The following is a 23,745-nucleotide window of genomic DNA, read 5'->3' as shown; positions in this document are numbered from 1 at the left end:
CTTGAACCGCCGCGGCGATGCCGCACGTTGACGGGACCGGGCCTTTGTCTAACCTGCCGCGCATGGATTTCGCCGCCCGCATCACCCGCCATCCCCTTGCCGCCGATCCCGACCGGGCGCGGCATGTCCTGTCGCTGTTCCCGGCCCTGGATCCCGCGCTGTCCGCCCTGATCGGCGGGACGGCGGGGTGCAGCCCCTATCTGGCAGGGCTGCTGGAAAAAGAGGCGGACTGGCTGCCCGGCGCGCTTGACCATGACGACGTGGTCGCCCGCGAAACGGCGGGGTTCCAGGACCTCGGGCCGGACGATCTGGCCATTGCCCTGCGCCGGGCCAAGCGCCGGGTCGCCCTTTTCACCGCCTTGGCCGACCTGGGCGGCGTCTGGCCGCTGGAGCGGGTGACGGGCGCGCTGTCCGACCTTGCCGACCGGGCCGTCGATCTGGCCCTGCGGGTCCATGTCGCGCAGGAACGCCGCCGGGGCAAGCTGCCTGAAACGGAGGCCGATGCGGGCGGGATCGTCGCGCTGGCCATGGGCAAGGGCGGCGCGCGCGAGTTGAACTACAGTTCCGACATCGACCTGATCGTGCTGTTCGATGAAACTGCCTATGCAGGATCCGACCAGCAGGATGCGCGGGCCGTGCTGATCCGGGCGACCCGCAAGATGGCCGCGATGCTGTCCGAGGTGACGGCGCATGGCTATGTCTTCCGCACCGACCTGCGCCTGCGCCCCGATGCGGCGGTCACGCCGGTCTGCATCTCGACCGCGGCGGCGCTGGCTTACTACGAGGCCGAGGGACGGACCTGGGAACGCGCGGCCTTCATCAAGGCCCGCGCGGCGGCAGGCGACATCGCGGCGGGCGAACGCTTCCTGGCCGAACTGCGGCCCTTCGTCTGGCGCAAGCACCTGGATTTCGCCGCGATCCAGGACGCCCACGACATGCGCCTGCGCATCCGCGACCACAAGGGCCTGGGCGGGCGGCTGGAGGTTCCGGGCCACAACATGAAGCTTGGCCGGGGCGGCATCCGCGAGATCGAGTTCTTCACCCAGACCCGCCAGCTGATCGCGGGCGGGCGCGACCCCGGCCTGCGCCAGCGCGACACGGTGGGCGGGCTTGCCGCGCTGGCCGACAAGGGCTGGATCCCCCCGGACGTGGCCCGCGCGCTGATCGGCCATTACCGCGAACACCGCGACATCGAACACCGCATCCAGATGGTGAACGACGCCCAGACCCACACCCTGCCCAGGGAGGCGGCCGGGCTGGCGCTGATCGCCGCGATGATGGGCGAGGGGGATGCGACCGCCTGGTCCGCCCGCCTGCGGACGCGGCTGGAGCATGTCCACGAGTTGACCGAAAGCTTCTTCGCGCCCGGCGGGGCCGCCGCGCCTCCGCGCATATCGCCACAATCGCAGGCGATCATCGACCGCTGGAACGGCTATCCGGCCCTGCGATCCACCCGCGCCCAGCAGATCTTCAAGCGGGTCGAGCCGGAACTGCTGTCGCGCATGGCCCGCACTGGCCACCCGACCGAGGCGCTGAGCCGCTTTGACGGCTTCCTGTCGGGCCTGCCCGCCGGCGTGCAGATCTTTTCCCTGTTCGAGGCCAATCCGCAACTGATCGACCTGCTGGTCGATATCTGCGGCAGCGCGCCGGGTCTTGCCGCCTATCTGACGCATCATCCGGCGGTGCTGGACGGGGTTCTGGGGGGCAGCTTCTTCTCGCCCTGGCCCGGCGTGCAGGGGCTGCGCACGGATGCCGACCGATTGCTGCAAGGGGCACTGGCCGGACCGGGCGGCGGGTACGAGGCCGCGCTGGACGCCGCCCGCCGCTGGGCGCATGAATGGCATTTCCGCGTGGGCGTCCATCACCTGCGCGGGCTGATCGACGCGGACGAGGCCGCGGGCCAGTATGCCGACATCGCCGACGCCTGCATCGCCGCGCTGTTTCCCGTCACCGCCGCCGAATTCGCGCGCAGGCATGGCCCGCCGCCGGGACGGGGGGCGGTGGTGCTGGGCATGGGTTCGCTGGGCGCGCGCACGCTGAACGCCGGATCCGACCTGGACCTGATCGTGATCTATGACGCGGACGGGATCGACGGCTCGGACGGGCTGCGTCCGCTGGCCGCGCGGCCTTATTACGCGCGGCTGACGCAGGCGATGATCACCGCCGCATCCGCCCCCACGGCCGAGGGGCGGCTTTACGAGGTGGACATGCGGCTGCGTCCCTCGGGGCGGCAGGGACCGGTGGCGACCGCGATTCAGAGCTTTGAAAGCTACCAGATGACCGAGGCCTGGACGTGGGAGCATCTGGCCCTGACCCGCGCGCGCGTGGTGGCCCAGGCGGGCGGGGGGGCCGAGGCTCTGGCGCATGACATCGAAACGCTGCGCCTGGCCGTGCTGCGCGGGCGCGGCTCTGATCCGCGGGTGATGCCCGACCTGGCCGACATGCGCGAGCGGATCTTCGCGGCCAAGCCCATGGACGGCGCGTGGGAGGCGAAGGTCGGCCCCGGCCGGTTGCAGGACATCGACCTGCTGGCGCAATCGCTGGCGCTGCGGGCGGGCGACCCGGCGCGCGGGACGCTGGCGCAACTGCGCGCCGGACGGCGGGCCGGGCTGATCGCCGCCGGTGACGCCGACCGGCTGGCCTCGATCTGGCGGTTCCTGTGGCGGCTTCATGCCTCGGGGAGGCTTCTGACGGCCAAGCCCCTGGACATGGACGAGATCGGCCTGGGCGGGCAGGAATTCCTGCTGCGCGAAAGCGGCGCGAAGTCGATCGCGGACCTGGCCGACCGCCTGCGCGACTTCTGCACCGAGGCCGCCGCGCTGATCGACGCGGCCCTGCCGGTCGGGGCGGACACCGCCTAGGCAATCTTGCGGACGGCAGGGACCGCCGCCGTCGCGGCCTCGCCGGCGATCACGATGTCGCCAGCGGGCGCCGCATCCGGCCTGCGTTCGCCGATGGGACCCAGCAGCGGCACCGCGACCGTGCCATCATGCCCCGGAGCCGCGGCATCGGCAGCGTCATAGATGCCATGGGCCGTCTTGTCCCAATAGAAGGGTTTCACGACCACCTCGTAGATGGCCTTCCACCCGGCAAGGCAACCCAGGGGGAAATACAGGTGCAGGCTGGGCACCCAATACATCAGGTGGCGGTGCTTGTCGGCCCGCACGGCCCACATGCCGACGCCGATGGACAGCAGTTCGGACGCGATGAAGGTGCCGAACAGCGCGGGGATCGCGTAACCGCCCCAGACCCCGGCCAGCGGCTCGCGCAGCGGGTGCGGCAGGCCCAGGCTCAGCAGCCAGAAGCTCCACAGGATCGGGGCCAGCAGGTATTGCGACAGGCTGCCCAGGAACTGGATCTGGAAGCCGATGAAGCGGCGCGGCCCCAGTTCGCGCCACAGGGCGCGCGGGTCGCGCATGTGGACGCCCCAGGTCATCGCATAGCCCTTGAGCCAGCGGGACCGCTGCTTGATCCAGGGCAGGGCGCGGCAGTTCGCCTCCTCGTCGGTGGTGGTGTCGATGATCTCGGTCCGCCAGCCGCGCCGGGCCAGGCGCACGCCCAGGTCGGCGTCCTCGGTCACGTTCCAGGCGTCCCAGGCACCGACCTGTTCCAGCGCGTCGCGGCGGAAGAACAGCGTGGTGCCGCCCAAGGGCACGACCAGGCCAAGCCGGGCGACGCCGGGCAGGATCACCCGGAACCAGGCCGCGTATTCGATGGTGAAGCAGCGCGCCAGCCAGTTGGTGCGCGGATTATAGAAATCCAGCGCGCCTTGCAGGCAGGCCACGTCGGCGGGCGCGAAATGGAAACGGCGGGCGACGGTGTGCAACTGGTCGGGATCGGGCCGGTCCTCGGCGTCCCAAACCCCGATGATCGCCCCCCGGCAGAAGTTCAGCGCATAGTTGAGCGCGCGGGGTTTCGTCTGGACCGGGCCGTTCGGAACCTCGACCACGCGGATCCAGCCGGGCAGGCGCGCGCCCTGCAAGGCCTTCTGGGTGACCTGGTCGCTGGCCTCGATCACCAGAAGGATGTCGGTCAGTTCGCGCGGGTAATCCAGCCGCGACAGGCGGCCCACCAGCTTGCCCGCGACATCGCTTTCGCGGAACAGCGGCACCATGACCGAGATCACCGGCAGCGGTCCCGTCATTTCCGGCTGCTTGGCCCTGCCACGGGCCAGATCCTCGGCCCATTCGCCTTGCTCGGCCAGGATCCGGCGGCTGGACAGGAAGGCCAGCAGCTTCAGCCCGCTCTGCGCCAGCAACGAGGCGGTCGCCCACAGCGTCAGAACCGACAGGATCACCACGGGCGCCAGCCACAGGCCAAGTGCAAGAACCGCCATCGCGCCCAGGGCGATGCGGCCGGTGCGCCCCTCGTTGCGGGACCGGCAGCTCTCGGCGGCGGGAACGCGCATCTCGGCCTGGCGGATCATGGCGATGCGGCGGACGGCGAGGACGGCGGCCTGGACCTGATCCTCGCTGCACAGAAGCATCCGCACCTGGCCGAAGCTGGCGGGGAACGAGGGGATCAGGGCGGCGAAAGCCTCGGGGCGGGCGGTGGCGATCCAGGTGACGCCGCCGATGCGCCGCCAGGGCAGGATGGCGTTGGCCAGGCAGAACTCGGCCCCTAGGGCGTCGATCAGGCGCGGATCGCCCGGCGTTTTCACGGGGTCCAGCGCCGTGGTGCGCCATTGACGGGTCAGCGCCCGCAACAGCGCCTCGGGCGTGACCCAGCCTTGGGACAGCAGGATCTGGCCCAGGCGGCTGTCCTGCCGCCCGCGCATCACGCTGGCCTTCAGCAGGTTGCCGGGATCGACGGCGCCATCTTCCAGCAGCAGTTGTCCCAGGGGGGCCTGGTTGCGGGGCGCCATGGTCGGCGCGGCTGCGTCAGCGGGCAGAACGGCTGAAGTGTGCGGACTGGCCATGGGCGATTCCCTTTTGGATCGCCCATGGGTGGCACGAAAGCCGTTAAGAAGGGGTTAAGCCCCCCGGCGCGCGCGCATCGCGTCCGTGAACCGCTGGAACAGATACAGGCTGTCCTGCGGTCCCGGTGCGGCCTCGGGGTGGTATTGCACGGAAAAGACCGGCTTGTCCTGCACCCGGATGCCGCAATTGCTGCCGTCGAACAGGCTGACATGGGTCTCGATCACGCCGGCGGGCAGGGTCTGGCTGTCCACCGCGAAGCCGTGGTTCATGGACGTGATCTCGACCTTGCCGGTTTCCGTGTCGCGCACGGGATGGTTCGCGCCGTGATGGCCGTGGCCCATCTTCACCGTCTTCGCGCCAAGCGCCAGCGCCAGCATCTGGTGGCCCAGGCAGATGCCGAAGATCGGCATGTCGCGGTCCAGAAGCCCCTGGATCATCGGCACGGCATAGGCGCCGGTCGCCGCCGGATCGCCGGGGCCGTTCGACAGGAACACGCCCTCTGGCTCATGGGCCATGACCTCCTCGGCCGTCGCCGTGGCGGGCAGCACGGTCACGTCAGCGCCGTAGGCCACCAGGGACCGCAGGATGTTGCGTTTCGCGCCGTAATCCAGCGCGACCACCTTGAAGGGCTTCTGTTCAGGCGAGGTGCCGAAACCCTTGCCCCACTCCCATGCGCCCTGGTCCCAGCGATAGCTTTGGCGGCAGGTCACGTCGCGGGCCAGATCCAGACCAACCAGGCCGGTCCAGGCGCGCGCCCGGGCGACCATGGCGGCGATGTCGAAATTGCCCTCGGGGTCGTGGGCCAGCACCACATGGGGCGCACCCTGCTGGCGGATCGCTCGGGTCAGGCGGCGGGTATCGACGCCGCCCATGCCGATGCGGCCGCGCCGGGCCATCCAGCCGGGCAGGTCGCCCGCCGCGCGCCAGTTCGACGGATCGGTCGGATCCCAGCGGACGACGATGCCGCTGGCGACGGGATCGGGGGCCTCGTCGTCTTCCGGCGTGATGCCGGTGTTGCCGATATGGGGGAATGTGAAGGTGACGATCTGGCTGGCATAGGAGGGATCGGTCATGATTTCCTGATAGCCGGTCATGGCGGTGTTGAAGACCAGCTCGGCCACGACCTCTCCGGCGGCGCCGAAGCCCTGGCCGTAGAAGACGGTCCCGTCGGCAAGCGCAAGGCAGGCGGTCGGTTTCATGGCCATGGCAGGCACCCCTTGTCTGAAATCTGCCGGTGAATAAGGGGCAGGGCGGGCAAGGTCAAGGACATCGCCCCATCTTGATTTGCCGGGGGGACTGGCCTAGACCGCAGGCTTTCGCGACCGGGAGACGACCATGGACCTTCGCGCCACGCTGCAAGCCGCCACCAAGGAGGCCATGAAGGCCAAGGACAGCGCGCGCCTGTCCACGCTGCGCCTGATCTCTGCCGCCATCAAGGACCGGGAAATCGCGGCGCGGGTGGGCGACGGGGACGGGACGCTGGGCGACGCCGACCTGATCGCGATCCTGTCGAAGATGGTCAAGCAGCGCCAGGAATCGGCCAAGGCCTATGAGGAAGGCGGCCGGCTGGAGCTGGCCCAGAAGGAAGAAGCCGAGATCGGCGTGATCCAGGAATTCCTGCCCCGGCAGCTGACGGAGGGCGAAACCACGGCGGCCATCGACGCGGCCATTGCCGCCCTTGGCGCGACCGGCATCCGCGACATGGGGCGGGTCATGGCGGAACTGCGCGACCGGCACGCGGGGCAGATGGATTTCGGCGCCGTGGGGCCGATGGTCAAGGCGCGGCTGCTGAACTGAAGGGGCTTGGCGGTCCGGTCAGCGCAGGCTGGCCAGCCGCCGTTGCAGGTCGTCGTGCAGGCTGCGGCGTTCCTCGGGCGTCAGGAAGGCGCCCAGCTCGATCTCTCGTTGCCCGTCGGTAAGCGTCAGATAGGATTCGACCGGCCCGCGCCGCAAGGTCGCCCGCAACCAGTAACTGTTCGTGGTCCATTCGCGCAGCCGCCCGCCCGGATCGCGGCGCGATACCCGGGCGGTCTTGCGGTCCATCACCAGTTCCTCGGCCCTCTCGCCCTGGGCATAGCTGCGCTGGATCGCATACCAGACCCCGCCGATCACCAGCAGCACGAAGGGCAACAGTCCCCACAGCACCGCCGTGCCCAGCATCGCCACGACCGGCAGCGCCATGAAGCCCGCCGTCACCCCGATGAACCAGACAAAGCCGCGGCGGGGCAGCGACTGATAGGGCCAGAGCCGCAGCCGATATGATAAGGCCCCGGTGTGATCCGGGGCCGTTTGGGTCCATTCATAGGGCATCAGTGGCCGTGGGCGTGGTCCCAATCCTCGCGCTTGGGAAGCTGCTCGAAGGTATGCTCCGGCGGGGGCGAGGGCAGGGTCCATTCCAGCGTGTCCGCGTGGACGTTCCAGTAGTTGTTTTCCGTCACGCGCTTGCCTGCGAACAGGGTGTAGAACACGACGCCGATGAAGAACAGGAACGACGCGAAGGACAGATAGGCGCCCAGCGAACTGATGTAGTTCCAGTAGGAAAATTCCACCGGATAGTCGATGTAACGGCGCGGCATCCCCTGGCGGCCCAGGAAGTGCTGCGGGAAGAAGGTCAGGTTCGCGCCGATGAACATCATCCAGAAGTGCAGCTTGCCCGCCCATTCCGGATACTGGCGGCCCGACATCTTGCCGATCCAGTAATAAACGCCCGCGAAGATCGCGAAGACCGCGCCCAGCGACATCACGTAGTGGAAATGCGCCACGACATAGTAGGTGTCGTGATACACGCGGTCCAGCGGCGCCTGGCTGAGGACAACGCCGGTCACGCCGCCCACGGTGAACAGGAACAAAAAGCCGAAGGCCCAGAGCATCGGCGTCTTGAACTCGACCGAGCCGCCCCACATCGTCGCGATCCACGAGAAGACCTTGATGCCCGTGGGCACGGCGATGGTCATGGTGGCCAGCATGAAATAGGACTGCTGGGTCAGCGACATGCCCACCGTGTACATGTGGTGCGCCCAGACCACGAAGCCCAGCACGCCGATCGCGGCCATGGCCAGCACCATCGGCAGATAGCCGAAGATCGGCTTTTTCGCGAAGGTCGAGATCACGTGGCTGATGATGCCGAAGCCCGGCAGGATGATGATGTACACTTCCGGGTGGCCGAAGAACCACAGGATGTGCTGGTACAGCACCGGGTCGCCGCCGCCGGCCGGGTTGAAGAAGTTCGTCCCGAAGTTGCGGTCCATCAGCAGCATGGTGATGGCGCCAGCCAGAACCGGCAGGGCCAGCAGGATCAGCCAGGCGGTGATGAAGACCGACCAGGCGAACAGCGGCACCTTGAACAGCGTCATGCCCGGCGCGCGCATGTTCAGGAAGGTGGTGATGATGTTGATCGACCCCAGGATCGAGGACGCGCCCGAGACGTGGACGGCGAAGATCGCCAGATCCATGGAATACCCGGCCTCGGTCGTGGACAACGGCGGGTACAGCACCCAACCCACGCCCGACCCCATCTGGTCCGACCCGCCCGGCGCCAGCAGCGACGCCACGCCAAGCGCCACGCCCGCCACGTACATCCAGTAGGACAGGTTGTTCAGGCGCGGAAAGCTCATGTCCGGGGCGCCGATGTGCAGCGGCATGAAATAGTTGCCGAAGCCCCCGAACAGCGCGGGAATCACCACGAAGAACATCATCAGGACGCCGTGATAGGTGATCATCACGTTCCACAGATGCCCGTTCGGGGTACATTCGGCGGCCGCGTCTGCGATGAAGCGCGCGCCCTCCAGGCACATGTACTGCACGCCCGGATTTTGCAGTTCCATCCGCATGTAGACGGTGAAGCTGACCGAGATCAGCCCCACCAGCCCTGCGGTGAACAGGTAAAGGATACCGATGTCCTTGTGATTGGTGGACATGAACCAGCGGGTAAAGAACCCGCGCGTGTCGTGATGGTCGTCGTGGCCATGAACGGCTGCGTCTGCCATACCCGAACTCCCTCAGATATAGTGATCCGGTCCGGCAGACCGGCAATTCCCTGAGGTTGTTCTAGACCAGCGATGCCGACCCGGCAATGCCCTAAGGGCACCGGGACGGCAGCTTTTGGTGGCAGGCGCAGCCGCCATGGGCTTAGCGATACACCAGCACCGGGATCTTGGAATGGGTCAGGATCTTGGTGGCCTGGCTGCCCATCACCACCGCCGCCATCCCGCGCCGCCCATGGGACGCCATGGCGATCAGGTCGCAGCCCTCGGCCAGAGCGGTGTCGATGATCGCCTCGTAAGGGCTGTCGTGCCATTTGTGGTGGGTCTGGACGGACACCCCCGCCGCCTCGGCCTTGGCGCGGGCGGCCTGCAGGATCCGCTCCGCGTGCGCAGTGGCGTCCGCGTCATAGCTGGCGCGCGTGCTTTCGACCTGCATCGAACCCGTGCTGAGAATGCGGAACGGTTCGGTCACGGTCATGACCGTGACGGCCGCGCCCGTCCCGGCGGCAAGGTCGATGCCCTTGTCCACCGCCTGGGTTGCCAGTTCCGACCCGTCGGTCGGGATCAGGATATGCTTGAACATTGCCCCTCCATCGCTGTGGATCCGCCCCTGCGGTCCGGTTGCGACGGAAGCCTGCCATGGCTGGCACCCGGGCAGAATGATCCAAATCAAACGGGCCGATCCGAAGGACCGGCCCGTTGCAGGAAGCGTCAGGCCGTCACTGGGCCGCGGGCGAGGCGCTGGCCAGATAGGCCGCGATGTCGGCCTGGTTCTTGTTCAGCTTGAAGGTCATCTTCGTGCGCGCCGAGGTGTCGCCGGTCTTTTCCTGCACGAACTTGTTGGGATCGGTGACATAGGCGGCCAGATCCTCGACCGTCCAGACCTCGCCCGAATCCTTCAGCGCGATCAGCGCCTCGGAATACTTGTATCCCTCCTGGCTGCCCGCCGGGCGGCCCACGACGCCGTACAGGTTCGGCCCGGTGGCGCCGCCCTTCACGATGTCCTCGCCCTCGGGCGACTGGATCATGTGGCAGGCCTTGCACTTGCGGAATTCCTTTTCGCCGGTGGCGGCGTCGCCGTCCTGTGCCAATGCGGGCATGGCCAGGGCTGCACCCATCAGGGCGCCAATGATCGCAATCTTCATTCTTTTCCTCGCTCGTCCAAGAAACTGGAGTTCCCAACAGATCTACATAAGCCCGCGGCGGGCATTTGCCAGCCGTCAGAAGGTCGCAGCCAGAACAAGGAAGTCAGCCGAAGGTTGCATCGAACTGCCGGCGCAGCGCCACGTCCAGGTCGGCCATGCCCACGGGCAGGCCCAGATCGACCAGGCTGGTGATGCCGTGGCCGCTGATTCCGCAGGGCACGATGCCGTTGTAATGGGACAGGTCGGGTTCGACATTGACCGCGATGCCGTGAAAGCTGACCCAGCGGCGCAGCTTGACACCGATGGCCGCGATCTTGTCGTCGCGGATGCTGCCGTCGGGCAGGGGCGCCTTGTCGGGGCGCGGCACCCAGACACCGACGCGCCCTTCGCGGATCACGCCCGTCACGCCGAATTCGGCCAGCACGGCGATGATCCAGGCTTCCAGCCGGGCGACAAAGGCGCGCACGTCGCGCCCGCGCCGGTTCAGGTCCAGCATGACATAGACGATTCGCTGGCCCGGCCCGTGATAGGTGTATTGCCCGCCCCGCCCGGCCACATGCACCGGAAAGCGCGCGTCCAGCAGGTCGCCGTCCCGGGCGCTGGTGCCCGCGGTGTAAAGCGGCGGGTGTTCGACCAGCCACACGGCCTCGTCCGCAGTCCCCGCATGGATCGCGGCCACCCGCGCCTCCATGAAGGCCACGGCCGCGTCGTAATCGGTCAGCCCGTCTGCCGTGATCCAGTCCACCATGCGCGCGGTCTGGCCCGCCCGCGGCGCGCCGTCAAGCGGGGGTTTCAGAATCCCCCTTTTCAATCCATGGCGCCTCGGCTATGACCCGCCGCACTGCCCGGATGCGGTCGTGGCGGAATTGGTAGACGCGCAGCGTTGAGGTCGCTGTTCCTTAACCGGAGTGGAAGTTCGAGTCTTCTCGACCGCACCATCTTTTCCTGACACTGTCATTGCGGCAAAACCGGGCACAAGGCCCGTTGCGAATGAGGGTGTTATGAAGATTGCCGTTGTCGGCCTGGGCTATGTCGGCCTTTCGAATGCGGTGCTGCTGGCGCAGCAGTCCACGGTCGTCGCGCTGGACATCGACAAGGGCAGGGTCGCTGCCGTCAAGGCCCGCCAAAGCCCCATCGAGGATGCCGACATCACCCGCTTCCTGGCCGAGCGCGATCTTGACCTGACCGCCACGACCGATCCCGCGCAGGCGCTGGAAGGCGCGGACTTCGTGATCGTCGCCACGCCCACGAACTATGACCCGCGCACCAACGGCTTTGACACCACCTCGGTCGAGGCGGTGATCGCCCTTGCCCGCCAGCACGCCCCCGCGACGCCGATCATCGTCAAGTCCACGGTGCCGGTCGGCTTCACCAGCCGGATGCGGGCCAGCACCGGCTTTGACGGCATCATCTTCTCGCCCGAGTTCCTGCGCGAAGGGCTGGCCTTGCACGACAACCTTCATCCCAGCCGGATCGTGGTGGGCGACAAGGGAGAGGCCGCGCGCCGCTTTGCCGGCCTGCTGGTCCAGGGCGCCCTGTCCCCGGACGTGCCGGTCCTGTTTACCGATTCGACCGAGGCCGAGGCGATCAAGCTGTTCGCCAATACCTTCCTGGCCATGCGCGTCGCCTATTTCAACGAGTTGGACAGCTATGCCCTGACGCATGGCCTGGATCCGCACGCGATCATCCGGGGCGTCTCGCTGGATCCGCGGGTGGGCGACTACTACAACAACCCTTCCTTCGGTTATGGCGGCTATTGCCTGCCCAAGGACACCAAGCAGCTGCTGGCGAACTATTCCCTGGTCCCGCAGAACCTGATCGCGGCCATCGTCGATTCGAACCGCACGCGCAAGGACTTCATCGCCGAACAGATCATCGCGCGGAACCCGCGGACGGTCGGGGTCTATCGGCTGGTGATGAAGGAAGGCTCGGACAATTTCCGCGACAGCGCCATCCAGGGGATCATGAAGCGGATCAAGGCCAAGGGCATTTCCTGCATCGTCTACGAGCCTGCCTTGCAAACGGATCACTTCTTCCACTCGCCGGTCGAACGCGACCTGGGGGCGTTCAAGGCCAAATCGGACCTGATCATCGCCAACCGCCGCCACGACGACCTGGCCGATGTCGCGGACAAGCTGTTCACCCGCGACCTGCTGCAGCGCGACATCTAGGCGCGGATGACGCCGGGTGCCCGCATATCCGCCGCGGTCGAGGTCCTGGACCTGATCCTTGCGGGCCAGCCCGCCGAACAGGCGCTGCTGCGCTGGTCGCGCGCCAGCCGCTTCGCGGGGTCGGGCGACCGGGCGGCGGTGCGCGACCTGGTCTTCGACGCGCTGCGCTGCCGCAACAGCCATGCAGCACTTGGTGGCGCGCTGACCGGGCGCGGGCTGATGATCGGCGGGTTGCGCGCTGCCGGGGGCGATCCGGCCGGGCTGTTCACGGGCGAGGGTCATGCCCCCGTGCCCTTGGCTGCAGGCGAGGGGACCGGTTCGGCCGGTGAGGTTTCCGACATCCCGGACTGGCTTGCCCCCTTGTGGAACAACTCGCTGGGCGCTGATGCCGATGCCGTCGCGGCGGCGCTGCGGCAACGGGCGCCGGTCTGGCTGCGCGTCAACACGCTCAAGGCCACGCCTGCCGAGGCCCTCCGCGCCCTGGCCGAGAACGGCATCGCCGCCACGCCGGACCCGCGCCTGGCCACCGCCCTGCGGGTGACGGAAAACGAGCGCCGCCTGTCGCAAGGCCGCGCCTATCGCGACGGACTGGTCGAGTTGCAGGACCTGTCGCCGCAACTGGCCTGCGCCGCCCTGCCGGTGGCGCCGGGGATGCGCGTCCTGGATTACTGCGCGGGCGGGGGCGGCAAGACGCTGGCCGTGGCCGCGCGGGCCAAGGGCCTGGTGCTGGTGGCGCACGACGCCGATCCCGCCCGGATGCGCGATCTGCCGCAGCGGGCCGAACGGGCGGGGGTCAAGGTGCGGCTGGAGGCCGATCCGGCGGGCCGCTTCGACCTGGTGATCGTCGATGCGCCCTGTTCGGGGTCGGGCACATGGCGGCGGACCCCCGATGCGAAATGGCGCCTGACCGAGGCCGCGCTGCGCGATCTGGTCGCGTTGCAGGCGGAAATCCTGCGCAAGGCCGCGCGGCATGTCCCGCCGGGCAGGCACCTGGCCTACATGACCTGTTCCGTCCTCGATCCCGAAAACGACGGGCAGGTGACGGCCTTCCTGCGCGATCACCCGGACTTCCGGCAGGTTTCGCGCCATCTCTGGACCCCCCTCGATGCCGGGGACGGTTTCTTCCTGTCCGTGCTGACCCGCCAATGAGGCCGCGCGCCGTCATTAACGCTATCTTAAGGGCTTTGGCGGTATCGAGCCTCTGGAGGAACAGAAAAGGGACTCGGCGCATGGTCTTGGGGGATACGCAGTCAACCTTGTCGCGAAATGCCGCGATGGCCTTGCCCTTGCTGATGTTTCCGGTCGTCATCGCGGCCGTCATCGCCCTGGTCGCGCCGCAAAGCGGCTATGGCGCGCTGGCCCTGGTGATCGGGACCATCGCGGTGGCCTGGTATATCCTGGGGGGCGTGATCTCGCTGGGCTACGTGCTGGACCGGCTGGCCGTGCGGCGGGCGCTGGCGTCAATCCGGCACGAGGTCACGGCCGCGCCCGATCCGGTCTGGATCTGCGATTCCGACGGGCTGGTGATGCTGCAGAACGATGCCTCGCGCACGGGCTTCGGCGACATCGCCGGGCAGAACATCCTGCGGCTGGTGTCCGGCCTGCGGGCCGATGCGGTCCCGGACATGGAGGGTTTGGTGCGCCGCGCGGGCTATGCGGGCTGCGCGGACCTGTCGCTGGCCTCGGGCGATACGCTGACGCTGAGCCGGGCCGAGGATGCGCCCCTCCAGATCTGGTCCTATCACCGCCGGGGCAGTCCCGCGCCCACCCCCGTCGTCGAGGACGAGGAAGAAGCCCCCGACGATTTCGAGGCGATCCCGGTCGCCTTGCTGCGCATCGCGCCGAACGGCTATATCCGCCGCGCCAATGCCGCGGCCCGGCGCCTTCTGGGCGACAGCCTGCCCGAGGGACCCGACCCGGTGCATGTCGGCAGCCTGCTGGACGGTCCCGGCCGGCCTGCGGGGGAATGGATCGCCGAAACCCATGCGGCGCGGCGCACCGATGGCCGGGCCGAGGTGCTGCGCCTGCGCGTCCCCGACGACGCGGCCCGGGAACAGCATTTCCAGGTCACGCTGGCCATCGACCCGGTGGAACAGCCGGGCGTGATCGCGGTGCTGAACGACGCTAGCGCGCTGAAGACCTTGGAAGCGCAGTTCGTGCAAAGCCAGAAGATGCAGGCCATCGGCCAGCTGGCGGGGGGCGTCGCGCATGACTTCAACAACCTGCTGACGGCCATCCGGGGCCATTGCGACCTTCTGATGCTGCGCCATGACAAGGGCGACCCGGATTATGCCGACCTGGACCAGATCGGCCAGAACGCCAACCGCGCCGCCGCGCTGGTGGGCCAGCTTCTGGCCTTCTCGCGCCGCCAGCAGCTGAAGCTGGAAACCCTGGATCCGCGCGACGTGCTGGCGGATCTGACCCATCTTCTGAACCGCCTGGTGGGCGAAAAGGTCACGCTGACCATCGCCCACGATTCCGCCTTGCGCGCCATCCGCGCCGACAAACGCCAGCTGGAGCAGGTCATCATGAACCTTGTCGTCAACGCCCGAGACGCCATGCCCGCGGGCGGCAACATCGAGATCCGCACCGACGTGACGACCATCGGCGGCGACGGCGCGCGCGGCAAGGTCTCGCTGCCCCAGGGGGACTACCTGCGCATCCGCGTCACCGACGAGGGCTGCGGCATCGACCCCGCGCTGCGCGACAAGATTTTCGAGCCGTTCTTCACCACCAAGCGCGTGGGCGAGGGGACCGGCCTGGGCCTATCCACCGCCTACGGCATCGTGAAGCAGACGGGCGGCTATATCTTCTGCGACAGCGAACTGGGCCGCGGCACCTGCTTCTCGCTCTACTTCCCCGCGCAGGCCGGGATGCAGCCCGCGCCGCGCCCGGCGCCCGCGGTGGCCCCCGTCCCGCAGCCCGAACGCCGCGCCACCGTCCTGCTGGTCGAGGACGAGGCCCCGGTCCGCGCCTTCGCCGCCCGCGCCCTGCGGCTCAAGGGCTACGAGGTCCACGAGGCCGCAAGCGCCGAGGAGGCGCTGTCGCTGCTGGACGGAACGCTGGCCGTGGACATCTTCGTCACCGACGTGGTCATGCCCGGCATGGACGGGCCAAGCTGGGTCCGCGCGGCCTTGCAGGAGCGGCCCGGCACCAAGGTGATCTTCATGTCGGGCTATACCGAGGACATCTTCGGCGAAGGCCACGACCCCATCCCCAATGCCACCTTCCTGGCCAAGCCCTTCACGCTGAACGAACTGGCGCAATGCGTCGCCCGCCAGTTGCAGGGTCCGCCGCGCCGCCTGGATGCGTGAACGGTTTGTTAACCGTTCGGGGGGCAAACTGGTTAAGAAAACGTGATTCTTCCCAGGGGATTGCGCTTGAAAAACCGGCGGTGAACACGCATCTAGGGACAGGAACAAGAAGTGAACATCAACCTCCCGTGGCCGGCAGATTGCTGTATCGGCCGGGCTGTGAAATAACGGTAAGGACGATATGGCACAGGCGAGCATCTTCGACATGAACGACAAGCGCAGCGCGGACAAGCAGAAGGCGCTCGACAGCGCCCTGGCCCAGATCGAACGCCAGTTCGGCAAGGGTTCGATCATGAAGCTGGGCAAGGACAACCCCGTGGCCGAGATCGAGTCAACCTCGACCGGGTCGCTGGGCCTGGACATCGCGCTTGGCATCGGCGGCCTGCCCAAGGGCCGGATCATCGAAATCTTCGGCCCGGAAAGCTCGGGGAAAACCACGCTGACGCTGCATGTCGTGGCCGAGGAACAGAAGAAGGGCGGCGTTTGCGCCTTCGTGGACGCGGAACACGCGCTGGATCCGCTGTATGCCCGCAAGCTGGGCGTGAACCTGGACGAGCTGCTGATCTCGCAGCCCGACACGGGCGAACAGGCGCTGGAAATCGTCGATACGCTGGTGCGGTCCGGCGCGGTCAGCCTGGTCGTGGTCGATTCGGTCGCGGCGCTGACGCCCAAGTCGGAAATCGAAGGCGACATGGGCGACATGCAGATGGGTTCTCAGGCCCGTCTGATGAGCCAGGCGATGCGCAAGCTGACGGCCTCCATCGGGCGGTCGAACTGCATGGTGATCTTCATCAACCAGATCCGCATGAAGATCGGCGTGATGTTCGGAAACCCGGAAACCACGACGGGCGGCAACGCGCTGAAATTCTATGCCTCGGTCCGCCTGGACATCCGCCGCACCGGCGCCGTCAAGGACCGCGACGAGGTGATCGGCAACGCCACCCGCGTGAAGGTCGTCAAGAACAAGGTGGCACCTCCCTTCCGGCAGGTGGAATTCGACATCATGTATGGCGAAGGCATCAGCAAGGTGGGCGAGCTGATCGACCTGGGCGTGAAGGCCGGCGTGGTCGAGAAGTCGGGCGCCTGGTATTCCTATGGCGACGAGCGCATCGGCCAGGGCCGCGAGAATGCCAAGCAGTTCCTGCGCGACAACCCCGAAAAGGCCGCGGCGATCGAGGACAAGATCCGCGCAAGCCACGGCCTAGAATTCGCGGTGGCGGGCGGCGAAAGCGAAGACGACAGCCTGACCGAGGAATGATCGGCCAGGCATGACCTTTCAAACGCGCGGGCAGGCTTGTCCGCGCGTTTTCCTTTGCTCGGGGCCGCCCGCGCGTCGGCCCTTGCGGCGATTGCTGGACAGGGCAGGCCGCGGGTTATAGATCATTCGCAAACCCCGCGCGCGTATCCCCGGCCGCGCCACCAGAACGCGAAGGCCCACCATGCCCACACTGAACGACATCCGCTCGACGTTCCTGAGCTTCTTTGAACGCAACGGCCATCGCGTCGTGGACAGCTCGCCCCTGGTGCCGCGCAACGACCCGACGCTGATGTTCACCAACTCGGGCATGGTGCAGTTCAAGAACCTGTTCACCGGGGTGGAAACCCGCGACTACAAGCGCGCCACGACCGCGCAGAAATGCGTGCGCGCGGGCGGCAAGCACAACGACCTGGACAACGTGGGTTACACCGCGCGCCACCACACCTTTTTCGAGATGCTGGGCAATTTCAGCTTCGGCGACTACTTCAAGGAACAGGCGATCCCCTATGCCTGGGAATTGCTGACCAAGGATTTCGGCATCCCCAAGGACCAGCTGCTGGTCACGGTCTATCACACCGACGACGAGGCGGCGAACATCTGGAAGAAGGTCGCGGGCCTGACCGACGACCGGATCATCCGCATCCCGACCAGCGACAACTTCTGGCAGATGGGCCCGACCGGCCCCTGCGGCCCCTGCACCGAGATCTTCTATGACCACGGCGACCATATCTGGGGCGGCCCTCCGGGGTCTGCGGACGAGGACGGCGACCGCTTCATCGAGATCTGGAACCTCGTCTTCATGCAGAACGAGCAGTTCGAGGACGGGTCCATGCGCGCGCTGGACATGCAGTCGATCGACACCGGCATGGGCCTGGAACGGATCGGCGCGCTTTTGCAGGGCAAGCACGACAATTACGACACCGACCTGATGCGCAGCCTGATCGAGGCCAGCGCCCACGCGACCAGCGCCGATCCCGACGGGCCGGGCAAGGTCCATCACCGGGTGATCGCCGACCACCTGCGATCGACCAGCTTCCTGATCGCGGACGGGGTGATGCCCTCGAACGAAGGGCGCGGCTATGTCCTGCGCCGGATCATGCGCCGGGCGATGCGGCACGCGCACATGCTGGGGGCGCAGGATCCGGTCATGCACAAGCTGGTGCCCGCCCTGGTCCGCCAGATGGGCGCGGCATACCCTGAACTGACCCGCGCCCAGGCCCTGATCGAGGAAACCCTGCGCAGCGAGGAAAGCCGTTTCCGCCAGACGCTCGACCGCGGGCTGCGGCTGCTGGACGACGAACTGGCGCGCCTGCCCGAAGGGGCGAACCTGCCCGGTGAGGCCGCGTTCAAGCTTTATGACACCTATGGCTTCCCGCTGGACCTGACCCAGGATGCGCTGCGCGAGCAGGGCCGGTCGGTCGACACTGCCGGTTTCGACGCCGCCATGGCCGAGCAGAAGGCCAAGGCCCGCGCGGCCTGGTCGGGTTCGGGCGAATCGAAGGACGCCGCCATCTGGTTCGAGCTGGCCGAAAGGCACGGCGCGACCGAGTTCCTGGGCTATGACACCGAGGAGGCCGAAGGCCAGATCCTCGCCGTGGTCGCGGACGGCGCCGACGTGGGGCAGGCGACCGAGGGGCAGACCGTCTCCCTGGTCGTGAACCAGTCGCCCTTCTACGCCGAATCCGGCGGGCAGGTGGGCGACACCGGCCTCATCAAGACCGAAACCGGCGCGGCCCGCGTGACCGACACCCGCAAGGTCGCGGGCGTGTTCCTGCACGTGGCCGAGGTGACGCTGGGCACCATCAGCCGTGGGCAGGGGGCGACGCTGTCGGTCGATCACGCCCGCCGCAGCGCCATCCGCGCCAACCATTCCGCCACGCACCTGCTGCACGAGGCGCTGCGCCGCGCGTTGGGCGATCATGTGGCCCAACGCGGCAGCCTGAACGCGCCGGATCGCCTGCGCTTCGACTTCAGCCACAACAGCGCGGTGTCCCCCGACGAACTGGCCCGGGTCGAGGCCGAGGTGAACGAGTTCATCCGCCAGAACAGCCCGGTGGAAACGCGCATCATGACGCCGGACGACGCGCGCGGTCTGGGGGCGCAGGCGCTGTTCGGCGAGAAGTACGGCGACGAGGTGCGGGTGGTTTCCATGGGCCAGTTGCCCGACAGCGGCAAGGGCGCGGACGGCCAGACCTATTCGCTGGAGCTTTGCGGCGGCACCCATGTCGCGCGCACGGGCGACATCGGGGCCTTCGCCCTGCTGGGCGACAGCGCCTCCAGTGCGGGTGTCCGGCGAATCGAGGCGTTGACCGGGCAGGAGGCCCTGGCCTATCTGCGCCATTCCGACAACCAGTTGTCGGAAATCGCCGGTATCCTCAAGGCGCAGGCAGGCGATGTCGTGAACCGCGTCAAGACGCTGGCCGAGGAACGTAAGGCGTTGGCCAACGAGGTCGCGCAGCTCAAGCGCCAGCTTGCCATGGGCGGCGGACAGGCGCAGGCGGCCAAGGACATCGGCGGCGTCAAGTTCATCGGCCGCCGGGTCGAGGGCGTGGGCGGCAAGGACCTGGGCGCCCTGGTCGATGAGATGAAGTCGCAACTGGGCAGCGGGGCAGTGCTGGTCCTGGCCGAGGCCGAGGGCAAGGCCACGGTCGCCGCGGGCGTGACGGCGGATCTGGTGGACCGGATCAGCGCGGTGACGCTGGTGCAGACCGCGACCGCAGCACTGGGCGGCAAGGGCGGCGGCGGCAGGCCCGACCGCGCGCAGGGCGGCGCGCCCAGCCTGGCGGCTGCCGACAGTGCCATTGCCGAAGTCGAGAAACTGATCGAGGAAACGGCATGACCGCGCTGTGGATTGCCCACGTGACCGTCACCGACCCCGAGGCTTACGCGAAATACGCGCAGGCCGCCGGTCCGGCGATTGCCGCGCATGGCGGGGTTTTCCTGGTGCGGGGCGGACGTTACCGGCAGATGGAGGGCAACGACCGTTCCCGCAACGTGGTCGCGCGCTTTCCTAGCTTTGACGCCGCCGTTGCCTGCTATGACAGCAGCGACTATCAGGCGGCGCTGGCCCCTGCCAAGGGCGCGTCCGAACGCGACCTCGTGATCGTCGAGGAAACGCCCGCGCCTGCGGAATAGGCTGTCTTTGTCATCCTTTCGTGGTATTTCTGACGCATAGACAGAAACACGAAGGGACAGGGTCATGTGCCGTTGGGCCGCCTATGTGGGCCAACCGATCTTTCTTGAAGACATCGTCAGCCGTCCCGATCATTCGCTGATCCGGCAAAGCCAGGGGGCGCGGCGCTGTCATACGCCGGTCAACGCCGATGGCTTTGGCCTTGCCTGGTATGGCGAACGCCCGGAACCCGGGCTTTACCGCGACGTGATGCCCGCCTGGTCGGATCCGAACCTGCACAGCCTGGTGGCGCAGGTCCGGTCGGGCCTGTTCATGGCGCATGTCCGCGCATCCACCGGGACGGCGACCAGCCGCAACAACTGCCATCCCTTCGTGTCGGGCCGCTGGTCCTTCATGCACAATGGGCAGTTCGGCGGCTATGACGCGTTCCGCCGGGACGCCGACGTGATGATCCCGGACGACCTTTATCCCCACCGCAAGGGCGCCACCGACAGCGAGGCGCTGTTCCTGATCGCCTTGGGCGAGGGGTTGGACCGTGATCCCAAGGGGGCAATGGAACGGGCGGTGGCGCGGTTGACCGATCTGGCGATGCGGCGCGGCAGCGCGCCTTTCGTGCGGGCGGCCTGCGCGTTTTCGGACGGGCGGCGGCTTTATGCGATCCGCCATGCCAGCGATGACCAGGCGCCCAGCCTGTTCCACCGCTGGTCCCGGACCCGGAACGGGCGCGCCGTGGTGTCCGAGCCGCTGGAAACCGAGGAAGACGACTGGACCGAGGTGCCGCCCGGCAGCTTCTGCATCTTCGACGGGGGCAGCGTCACGGTCGAACCCTTCCTGCCGCAGGCGCAGGCGCGCGCGGCCTGATCCTTATCCCTGCGACGGGGCGCTGCGCGGGGCAGGGGGCGTGGCTTCATCCATGGTCACGGCGACCGTGCCGCCTGCGGCAGCATGATCGCTGGGCTTCGGCGCGGCCGCCTGAGGCAGCACCGGCACGGGTTCCGGCGCCCGCGCGGGCGAGGCTGCGGCGGGATATTCCGGCTGCGGCGGGCGGGTCTGCGACAGGGCCGTGGCCGCGACCGTGCGGCGGAAGACCAGCAGGTTGTGGTAAACCGTGCTGCGCCCGGTCAGGCCGCTGCGTTCCTCGGACGGCAGGACATCGGCGCGGACATATTCCCAGCCGTCGCGCGCCATCCGGTTCAGTTCAGCCGTCAGCGCCGCCGAATAGCGGTCCGTGGGCGTTTTCGCATCCTTGGCCTTTTCGCCGCGGGACGGGGCGGGAATGACGCTGTATTCGAACTGGCCCAAGGCGATGCTCCTTTGATGCGCGGCTGCGTCCCGCGATAACCTGATGTGGGGGGCGAGGTTCCAGACGCCGGAACCGCCCCGGTCACATCCCGAGTTTCCGGGCGACCAGATCGTTGACCGCCGCCGGGTTGGCCTTGCCGCCGGTGGCCTTCAGCACCTGGCCCACGAACCAGCCGGCCAGTTTCGGGTTCGCGCGGGCCTTTTCGACCTGGGCGGGGTTGGCGGCGATGATCTCGTCCACGGCCTTTTCGATGGCGCCAAGATCCGTCACCTGGCGCATCCCGCGCGATTCGACGATCTGCGCGGGGTCGCCGCCTTCGGTCCACAGGATCTCGAACAGGTCCTTGGCGATCTTGCCGGAAATGTCGCCGCTGGCGATCAGGTCGATCACGCCGCCAAGCTGCGCGGCCGACACGGGCGAGGTCTCGACCGAAAGCCCTTCCTTGTTCAACCGCCCGAACAGTTCGTTGATGACCCAGTTCGCGGCCTGCTTGCCGTCGCGGCCCTTCGCCACGGCCTCGAAGTAATCGGCGTTCTCGACCTCGGCCGTCAGGACGCCCGCGTCGTATTCCGAAAGCCCCATGTCGCGCACGAAGCGGGCCTTCTTTTCATCCGGCAGTTCGGGCATCGCGGCGGCAATGTCATCCACCCAGGCCTGCTCGATGTCCAGGGGCAGCAGGTCGGGGTCGGGGAAATAGCGATAGTCATGCGCCTCCTCCTTGGATCGCATCGACCGGGTTTCGCCCTTGTCGGGGTCGTAAAGGCGGGTTTCCTGCACCACGCTGCCGCCATCCTCGATGATGGCGATCTGGCGGCGGGCCTCGTATTCGATGGCGGCCTGGATGAACCGCAGCGAGTTCATGTTCTTGATCTCGCAGCGCGTGCCCAGGTGGCTGAAGTCCTGGGTTTCCTGGTAGCGTTCATAGGCGCCGGGGGGGCAGACCGACACGTTCACGTCGGCGCGCAGGTTGCCGTTCTGCATGTTGCCGTCGCAGGTGCCCAGATAGCGCATGATCTGGCGGAGTTTCGCGACATAGGCCGCCGCTTCCTCCGGCCCGCGGATGTCGGGGCGGCTGACGATCTCCATCAGGGCCACGCCCGTGCGGTTCAGGTCCACGAAGGACATGGTCGGATCCATGTCGTGGATGGACTTGCCCGCGTCCTGTTCCAGGTGGATGCGTTCGATGCGCACGCGGCGGGCCACGCCGGGGGCCATGTCCACGATCACGGCGCCCTCGCCCACGATGGGGTGGTAAAGCTGGCTGATCTGATAGCCTTGCGGCAGATCCGGGTAGAAATAGTTCTTGCGGTCGAAGGCCGAGCGCAGGTTGATCGCGGCGTTCAGACCAAGGCCCGTGCGCACGGCCTGGGCCACGCAGAATTCGTTGATGACCGGCAGCATCCCCGGCATCGCCGCATCGACGAAGGCCACGTTGCTGTTGGGTTCGGCCCCGAAGGCGGTCGAGGCGCCCGAGAACAGCTTGGCCTTGGAGGCGACCTGGGCGTGAACCTCAAGCCCGATCACCAGTTCCCAATCTCCCTTCGCCCCGGCGATGGTCCTGGGCTGCGGGGCCGTGAAGGAAAGGTGGTCAAGCATCGGGAACCTCGGATGGGTCGAACGAGTATAAAGGGTGCAGGTCTTTTAGGTCAGCGCGCGGGTGATGTCACGGGGGCGGCGGAGGCAAATCGTCCCGAGATCGTGGCGAGCGAATCAACCGGCTGGCAGAAAAGCCGATGCAAAGTGTTAACGCAGGGGCGTGCAACGGCCCTGTCGGCGGATTTCCGACCATCGGAATTCCGGCGGTTGGCGTGATGCCGCCGACGGTTTGGCCGCCGTCTTGCCAGATTTTCCAATGGGGCTATGGGTTTGTTTGACGAAACAATCCCACGAGGACCGGATGCGCTTTGCGCTTGTGCCCCTTGCCGCCCTGGCTTTCCTGGCTGCGTGCCAGTCCACCATGACCCCCCAGTCGGAAAGCAAGGCCGCGGCCGAGGCACGGCAGATGGAACTGGCAAGCCAGCCGCCCATGCGGTGGGGACAGGCCGCAGGGTCGGACCAGTGGACCAAGGCCACGCTGTCGGCGCTGGACCGCGAAGGGGTCACGATCCTGTCGCGTGTGCCGGGCGACATCGACACCTTCTGCCCGAACTATGCGCAGCTGAACCCGACGGGGCGCAAGGCCTTCTGGGCCGGCCTGCTGTCGGCGGTGGCCAAGCACGAAAGCACCTACAACCCGCAGGCCAGCGGCGGCGGCGGCAAGTGGCTGGGCCTGATGCAGATCGCGCCCGCGACTTGGCGCACCTATGGCTGCAACGGCAACATCAAGAACGGCGGCGACAACATGTCCTGCGCGGTCAAGATCATGTCGCGGCAGGTGGCGCGCGACAACGCGGTGGCCCAGGACGGCAGCGGCTGGCGCGGCATCGCGCGGGATTGGGCGCCGCTGCGCAACGCGTCCAAGCGCGCCGACATCGCCGCTTGGACCAGCAGCCAGAGCTATTGCAAGCCGCAGGCGTAAG

Annotated in this window: 19 protein-coding genes and 1 tRNA gene; 11 read left to right on the top strand and 9 right to left on the bottom strand. The window is 67.7% G+C overall.

The window, feature by feature from the left end; translation table 11 throughout:
* Window positions 1–62 precede the first annotated feature (62 nt).
* Window positions 63–2,861 carry a [protein-PII] uridylyltransferase family protein gene (locus GIY56_RS02905; RefSeq protein WP_154763299.1) on the top strand — a complete coding sequence of 933 codons (2,799 nt, stop codon included), beginning with the start codon at window positions 63–65 and terminating at the stop codon, window positions 2,859–2,861.
* Here GIY56_RS02905 and GIY56_RS02900 read toward each other — a convergent pair.
* Entirely contained in the window at window positions 2,858–4,918 is a 2,061-nt protein-coding gene (locus tag GIY56_RS02900) for a glycosyltransferase (RefSeq protein ID WP_154763298.1), read from the bottom strand. The genes GIY56_RS02905 and GIY56_RS02900 overlap by 4 nt on opposite strands.
* Before the next feature lie 54 nt (window positions 4,919–4,972).
* A complete protein-coding gene (gene carA, locus GIY56_RS02895; protein ID WP_154763297.1) occupies window positions 4,973–6,124 on the bottom strand; it encodes a glutamine-hydrolyzing carbamoyl-phosphate synthase small subunit in 1,152 nt (383 codons plus the stop codon).
* Between the two features lie 130 nt (window positions 6,125–6,254).
* Between carA and GIY56_RS02890 the strand changes: the two genes are divergently transcribed.
* Window positions 6,255–6,716: a GatB/YqeY domain-containing protein gene (locus GIY56_RS02890; protein WP_154763296.1), complete on the top strand. Its 462-nt coding sequence runs from the start codon at window positions 6,255–6,257 to the stop codon at window positions 6,714–6,716.
* An 18-nt stretch (window positions 6,717–6,734) separates the two neighbouring features.
* On the opposite strand, the gene GIY56_RS02885 is transcribed toward GIY56_RS02890, so the two are convergent.
* The 5 genes from GIY56_RS02885 to lipB all read right to left on the bottom strand — a co-directional run bounded on the left by GIY56_RS02885 (window position 6,735) and on the right by lipB (window position 10,795).
* Entirely contained in the window at window positions 6,735–7,229 is a 495-nt protein-coding gene (locus GIY56_RS02885) for a DUF2244 domain-containing protein (RefSeq protein ID WP_154763295.1), read from the bottom strand.
* Window positions 7,229–8,905, bottom strand: a complete 1,677-nt coding sequence (locus tag GIY56_RS02880; RefSeq protein ID WP_154763294.1) for a cytochrome c oxidase subunit I — start codon at window positions 8,903–8,905, stop codon at window positions 7,229–7,231. The genes GIY56_RS02885 and GIY56_RS02880 overlap by 1 nt, the downstream gene beginning before the upstream one ends.
* A 142-nt stretch (window positions 8,906–9,047) precedes the next feature.
* Complete coding sequence (locus GIY56_RS02875; RefSeq protein ID WP_154763293.1) at window positions 9,048–9,485, bottom strand: universal stress protein; 438 nt, start codon at window positions 9,483–9,485, stop codon at window positions 9,048–9,050.
* Between the two features lie 136 nt (window positions 9,486–9,621).
* Window positions 9,622–10,047 carry a c-type cytochrome gene (locus tag GIY56_RS02870; RefSeq protein ID WP_154763292.1) on the bottom strand — a complete coding sequence of 142 codons (426 nt, stop codon included), beginning with the start codon at window positions 10,045–10,047 and terminating at the stop codon, window positions 9,622–9,624.
* A gap of 103 nt (window positions 10,048–10,150) precedes the next feature.
* Window positions 10,151–10,795: a lipoyl(octanoyl) transferase LipB gene (gene lipB / locus GIY56_RS02865; RefSeq protein WP_154763291.1), complete on the bottom strand. Its 645-nt coding sequence runs from the start codon at window positions 10,793–10,795 to the stop codon at window positions 10,151–10,153.
* 103 nt (window positions 10,796–10,898) lie between these two features.
* Here lipB and GIY56_RS02860 point away from each other — a divergent pair.
* The 8 genes from GIY56_RS02860 to GIY56_RS02825 all read left to right on the top strand — a co-directional run bounded on the left by GIY56_RS02860 (window position 10,899) and on the right by GIY56_RS02825 (window position 20,784).
* Window positions 10,899–10,985: transfer RNA gene (locus GIY56_RS02860), tRNA-Leu, on the top strand.
* A gap of 63 nt (window positions 10,986–11,048) precedes the next feature.
* Window positions 11,049–12,218, top strand: a complete 1,170-nt coding sequence (locus GIY56_RS02855; protein WP_154763290.1) for a nucleotide sugar dehydrogenase — start codon at window positions 11,049–11,051, stop codon at window positions 12,216–12,218.
* 6 nt (window positions 12,219–12,224) lie between these two features.
* Window positions 12,225–13,367: an RsmB/NOP family class I SAM-dependent RNA methyltransferase gene (locus GIY56_RS02850; protein ID WP_154763289.1), complete on the top strand. Its 1,143-nt coding sequence runs from the start codon at window positions 12,225–12,227 to the stop codon at window positions 13,365–13,367.
* A gap of 143 nt (window positions 13,368–13,510) precedes the next feature.
* The gene (locus GIY56_RS02845) at window positions 13,511–15,532 is read left to right on the top strand and encodes a hybrid sensor histidine kinase/response regulator (protein WP_230312232.1); all 2,022 of its coding nucleotides are present in this window, start codon (window positions 13,511–13,513) and stop codon (window positions 15,530–15,532) included.
* Window positions 15,533–15,713: 181 nt separating this feature from the next.
* Complete coding sequence (gene recA / locus GIY56_RS02840) at window positions 15,714–16,790, top strand: recombinase RecA (protein ID WP_154763287.1); 1,077 nt, start codon at window positions 15,714–15,716, stop codon at window positions 16,788–16,790.
* A 181-nt stretch (window positions 16,791–16,971) separates the two neighbouring features.
* Window positions 16,972–19,629 carry an alanine--tRNA ligase gene (gene alaS, locus GIY56_RS02835; RefSeq protein ID WP_154763286.1) on the top strand — a complete coding sequence of 886 codons (2,658 nt, stop codon included), beginning with the start codon at window positions 16,972–16,974 and terminating at the stop codon, window positions 19,627–19,629.
* A complete protein-coding gene (locus GIY56_RS02830) occupies window positions 19,626–19,925 on the top strand; it encodes a DUF1330 domain-containing protein (RefSeq protein ID WP_154763285.1) in 300 nt (99 codons plus the stop codon). Before alaS ends, GIY56_RS02830 begins: the two co-directional genes overlap by 4 nt.
* Window positions 19,926–19,989: 64 nt before the next feature.
* Complete coding sequence (locus GIY56_RS02825) at window positions 19,990–20,784, top strand: class II glutamine amidotransferase (RefSeq protein ID WP_154763284.1); 795 nt, start codon at window positions 19,990–19,992, stop codon at window positions 20,782–20,784.
* Between the two features lie 3 nt (window positions 20,785–20,787).
* Here GIY56_RS02825 and GIY56_RS18325 read toward each other — a convergent pair whose 3' ends face one another.
* Both GIY56_RS18325 and gatB read right to left on the bottom strand, forming a co-directional pair.
* Window positions 20,788–21,225 carry a DUF4177 domain-containing protein gene (locus tag GIY56_RS18325; RefSeq protein WP_196053527.1) on the bottom strand — a complete coding sequence of 146 codons (438 nt, stop codon included), beginning with the start codon at window positions 21,223–21,225 and terminating at the stop codon, window positions 20,788–20,790.
* A gap of 82 nt (window positions 21,226–21,307) precedes the next feature.
* Window positions 21,308–22,822 (bottom strand): Asp-tRNA(Asn)/Glu-tRNA(Gln) amidotransferase subunit GatB, encoded by a 1,515-nt coding sequence (gatB, locus tag GIY56_RS02815; protein WP_154763283.1) that lies wholly within the window; start codon window positions 22,820–22,822, stop codon window positions 21,308–21,310.
* A 301-nt stretch (window positions 22,823–23,123) separates the two neighbouring features.
* On the opposite strand from gatB, the gene GIY56_RS02810 reads away from it, so the two are divergent.
* Entirely contained in the window at window positions 23,124–23,744 is a 621-nt protein-coding gene (locus tag GIY56_RS02810; RefSeq protein WP_230312230.1) for a transglycosylase SLT domain-containing protein, read from the top strand.
* Window position 23,745 lies beyond the last annotated feature (1 nt).

This window comes from Paracoccus lichenicola, from assembly GCF_009708075.1.
Lineage (GTDB): Bacteria > Pseudomonadota > Alphaproteobacteria > Rhodobacterales > Rhodobacteraceae > Paracoccus > Paracoccus lichenicola.
The sequence above is the reverse complement of the archived record's forward strand: the minus strand, read 5'-3'. Positions and strand labels throughout refer to the sequence as shown.

Excerpts from the sequence above, each read along its gene's own strand:
- GIY56_RS02825 (WP_154763284.1), top strand. The coding sequence starts at position 19,990 with ATGTGCCGTTGGGCCGCCTATGTGGGCCAACCGATCTTTCTTGAAGAC.
- GIY56_RS02845 (WP_230312232.1), top strand. The coding sequence starts at position 13,511 with ATGTTTCCGGTCGTCATCGCGGCCGTCATCGCCCTGGTCGCGCCGCAA.
- gatB (WP_154763283.1), bottom strand. The coding sequence starts at position 22,822 with ATGCTTGACCACCTTTCCTTCACGGCCCCGCAGCCCAGGACCATCGCC.
- lipB (WP_154763291.1), bottom strand. The coding sequence starts at position 10,795 with ATGGTGGACTGGATCACGGCAGACGGGCTGACCGATTACGACGCGGCC.
- GIY56_RS02875 (WP_154763293.1), bottom strand. The coding sequence starts at position 9,485 with ATGTTCAAGCATATCCTGATCCCGACCGACGGGTCGGAACTGGCAACC.
- carA (WP_154763297.1), bottom strand. The coding sequence starts at position 6,124 with ATGGCCATGAAACCGACCGCCTGCCTTGCGCTTGCCGACGGGACCGTC.
- GIY56_RS02900 (WP_154763298.1), bottom strand. The coding sequence starts at position 4,918 with ATGGCCAGTCCGCACACTTCAGCCGTTCTGCCCGCTGACGCAGCCGCG.
- GIY56_RS02905 (WP_154763299.1), top strand. The coding sequence starts at position 63 with ATGGATTTCGCCGCCCGCATCACCCGCCATCCCCTTGCCGCCGATCCC.
- alaS (WP_154763286.1), top strand. The coding sequence starts at position 16,972 with ATGCCCACACTGAACGACATCCGCTCGACGTTCCTGAGCTTCTTTGAA.
- GIY56_RS02810 (WP_230312230.1), top strand. The coding sequence starts at position 23,124 with ATGCGCTTTGCGCTTGTGCCCCTTGCCGCCCTGGCTTTCCTGGCTGCG.
- GIY56_RS02880 (WP_154763294.1), bottom strand. The coding sequence starts at position 8,905 with ATGGCAGACGCAGCCGTTCATGGCCACGACGACCATCACGACACGCGC.
- GIY56_RS02855 (WP_154763290.1), top strand. The coding sequence starts at position 11,049 with ATGAAGATTGCCGTTGTCGGCCTGGGCTATGTCGGCCTTTCGAATGCG.
- GIY56_RS02870 (WP_154763292.1), bottom strand. The coding sequence starts at position 10,047 with ATGAAGATTGCGATCATTGGCGCCCTGATGGGTGCAGCCCTGGCCATG.
- GIY56_RS02830 (WP_154763285.1), top strand. The coding sequence starts at position 19,626 with ATGACCGCGCTGTGGATTGCCCACGTGACCGTCACCGACCCCGAGGCT.
- GIY56_RS02890 (WP_154763296.1), top strand. The coding sequence starts at position 6,255 with ATGGACCTTCGCGCCACGCTGCAAGCCGCCACCAAGGAGGCCATGAAG.
- recA (WP_154763287.1), top strand. The coding sequence starts at position 15,714 with ATGGCACAGGCGAGCATCTTCGACATGAACGACAAGCGCAGCGCGGAC.
- GIY56_RS02885 (WP_154763295.1), bottom strand. The coding sequence starts at position 7,229 with ATGCCCTATGAATGGACCCAAACGGCCCCGGATCACACCGGGGCCTTA.
- GIY56_RS02850 (WP_154763289.1), top strand. The coding sequence starts at position 12,225 with ATGACGCCGGGTGCCCGCATATCCGCCGCGGTCGAGGTCCTGGACCTG.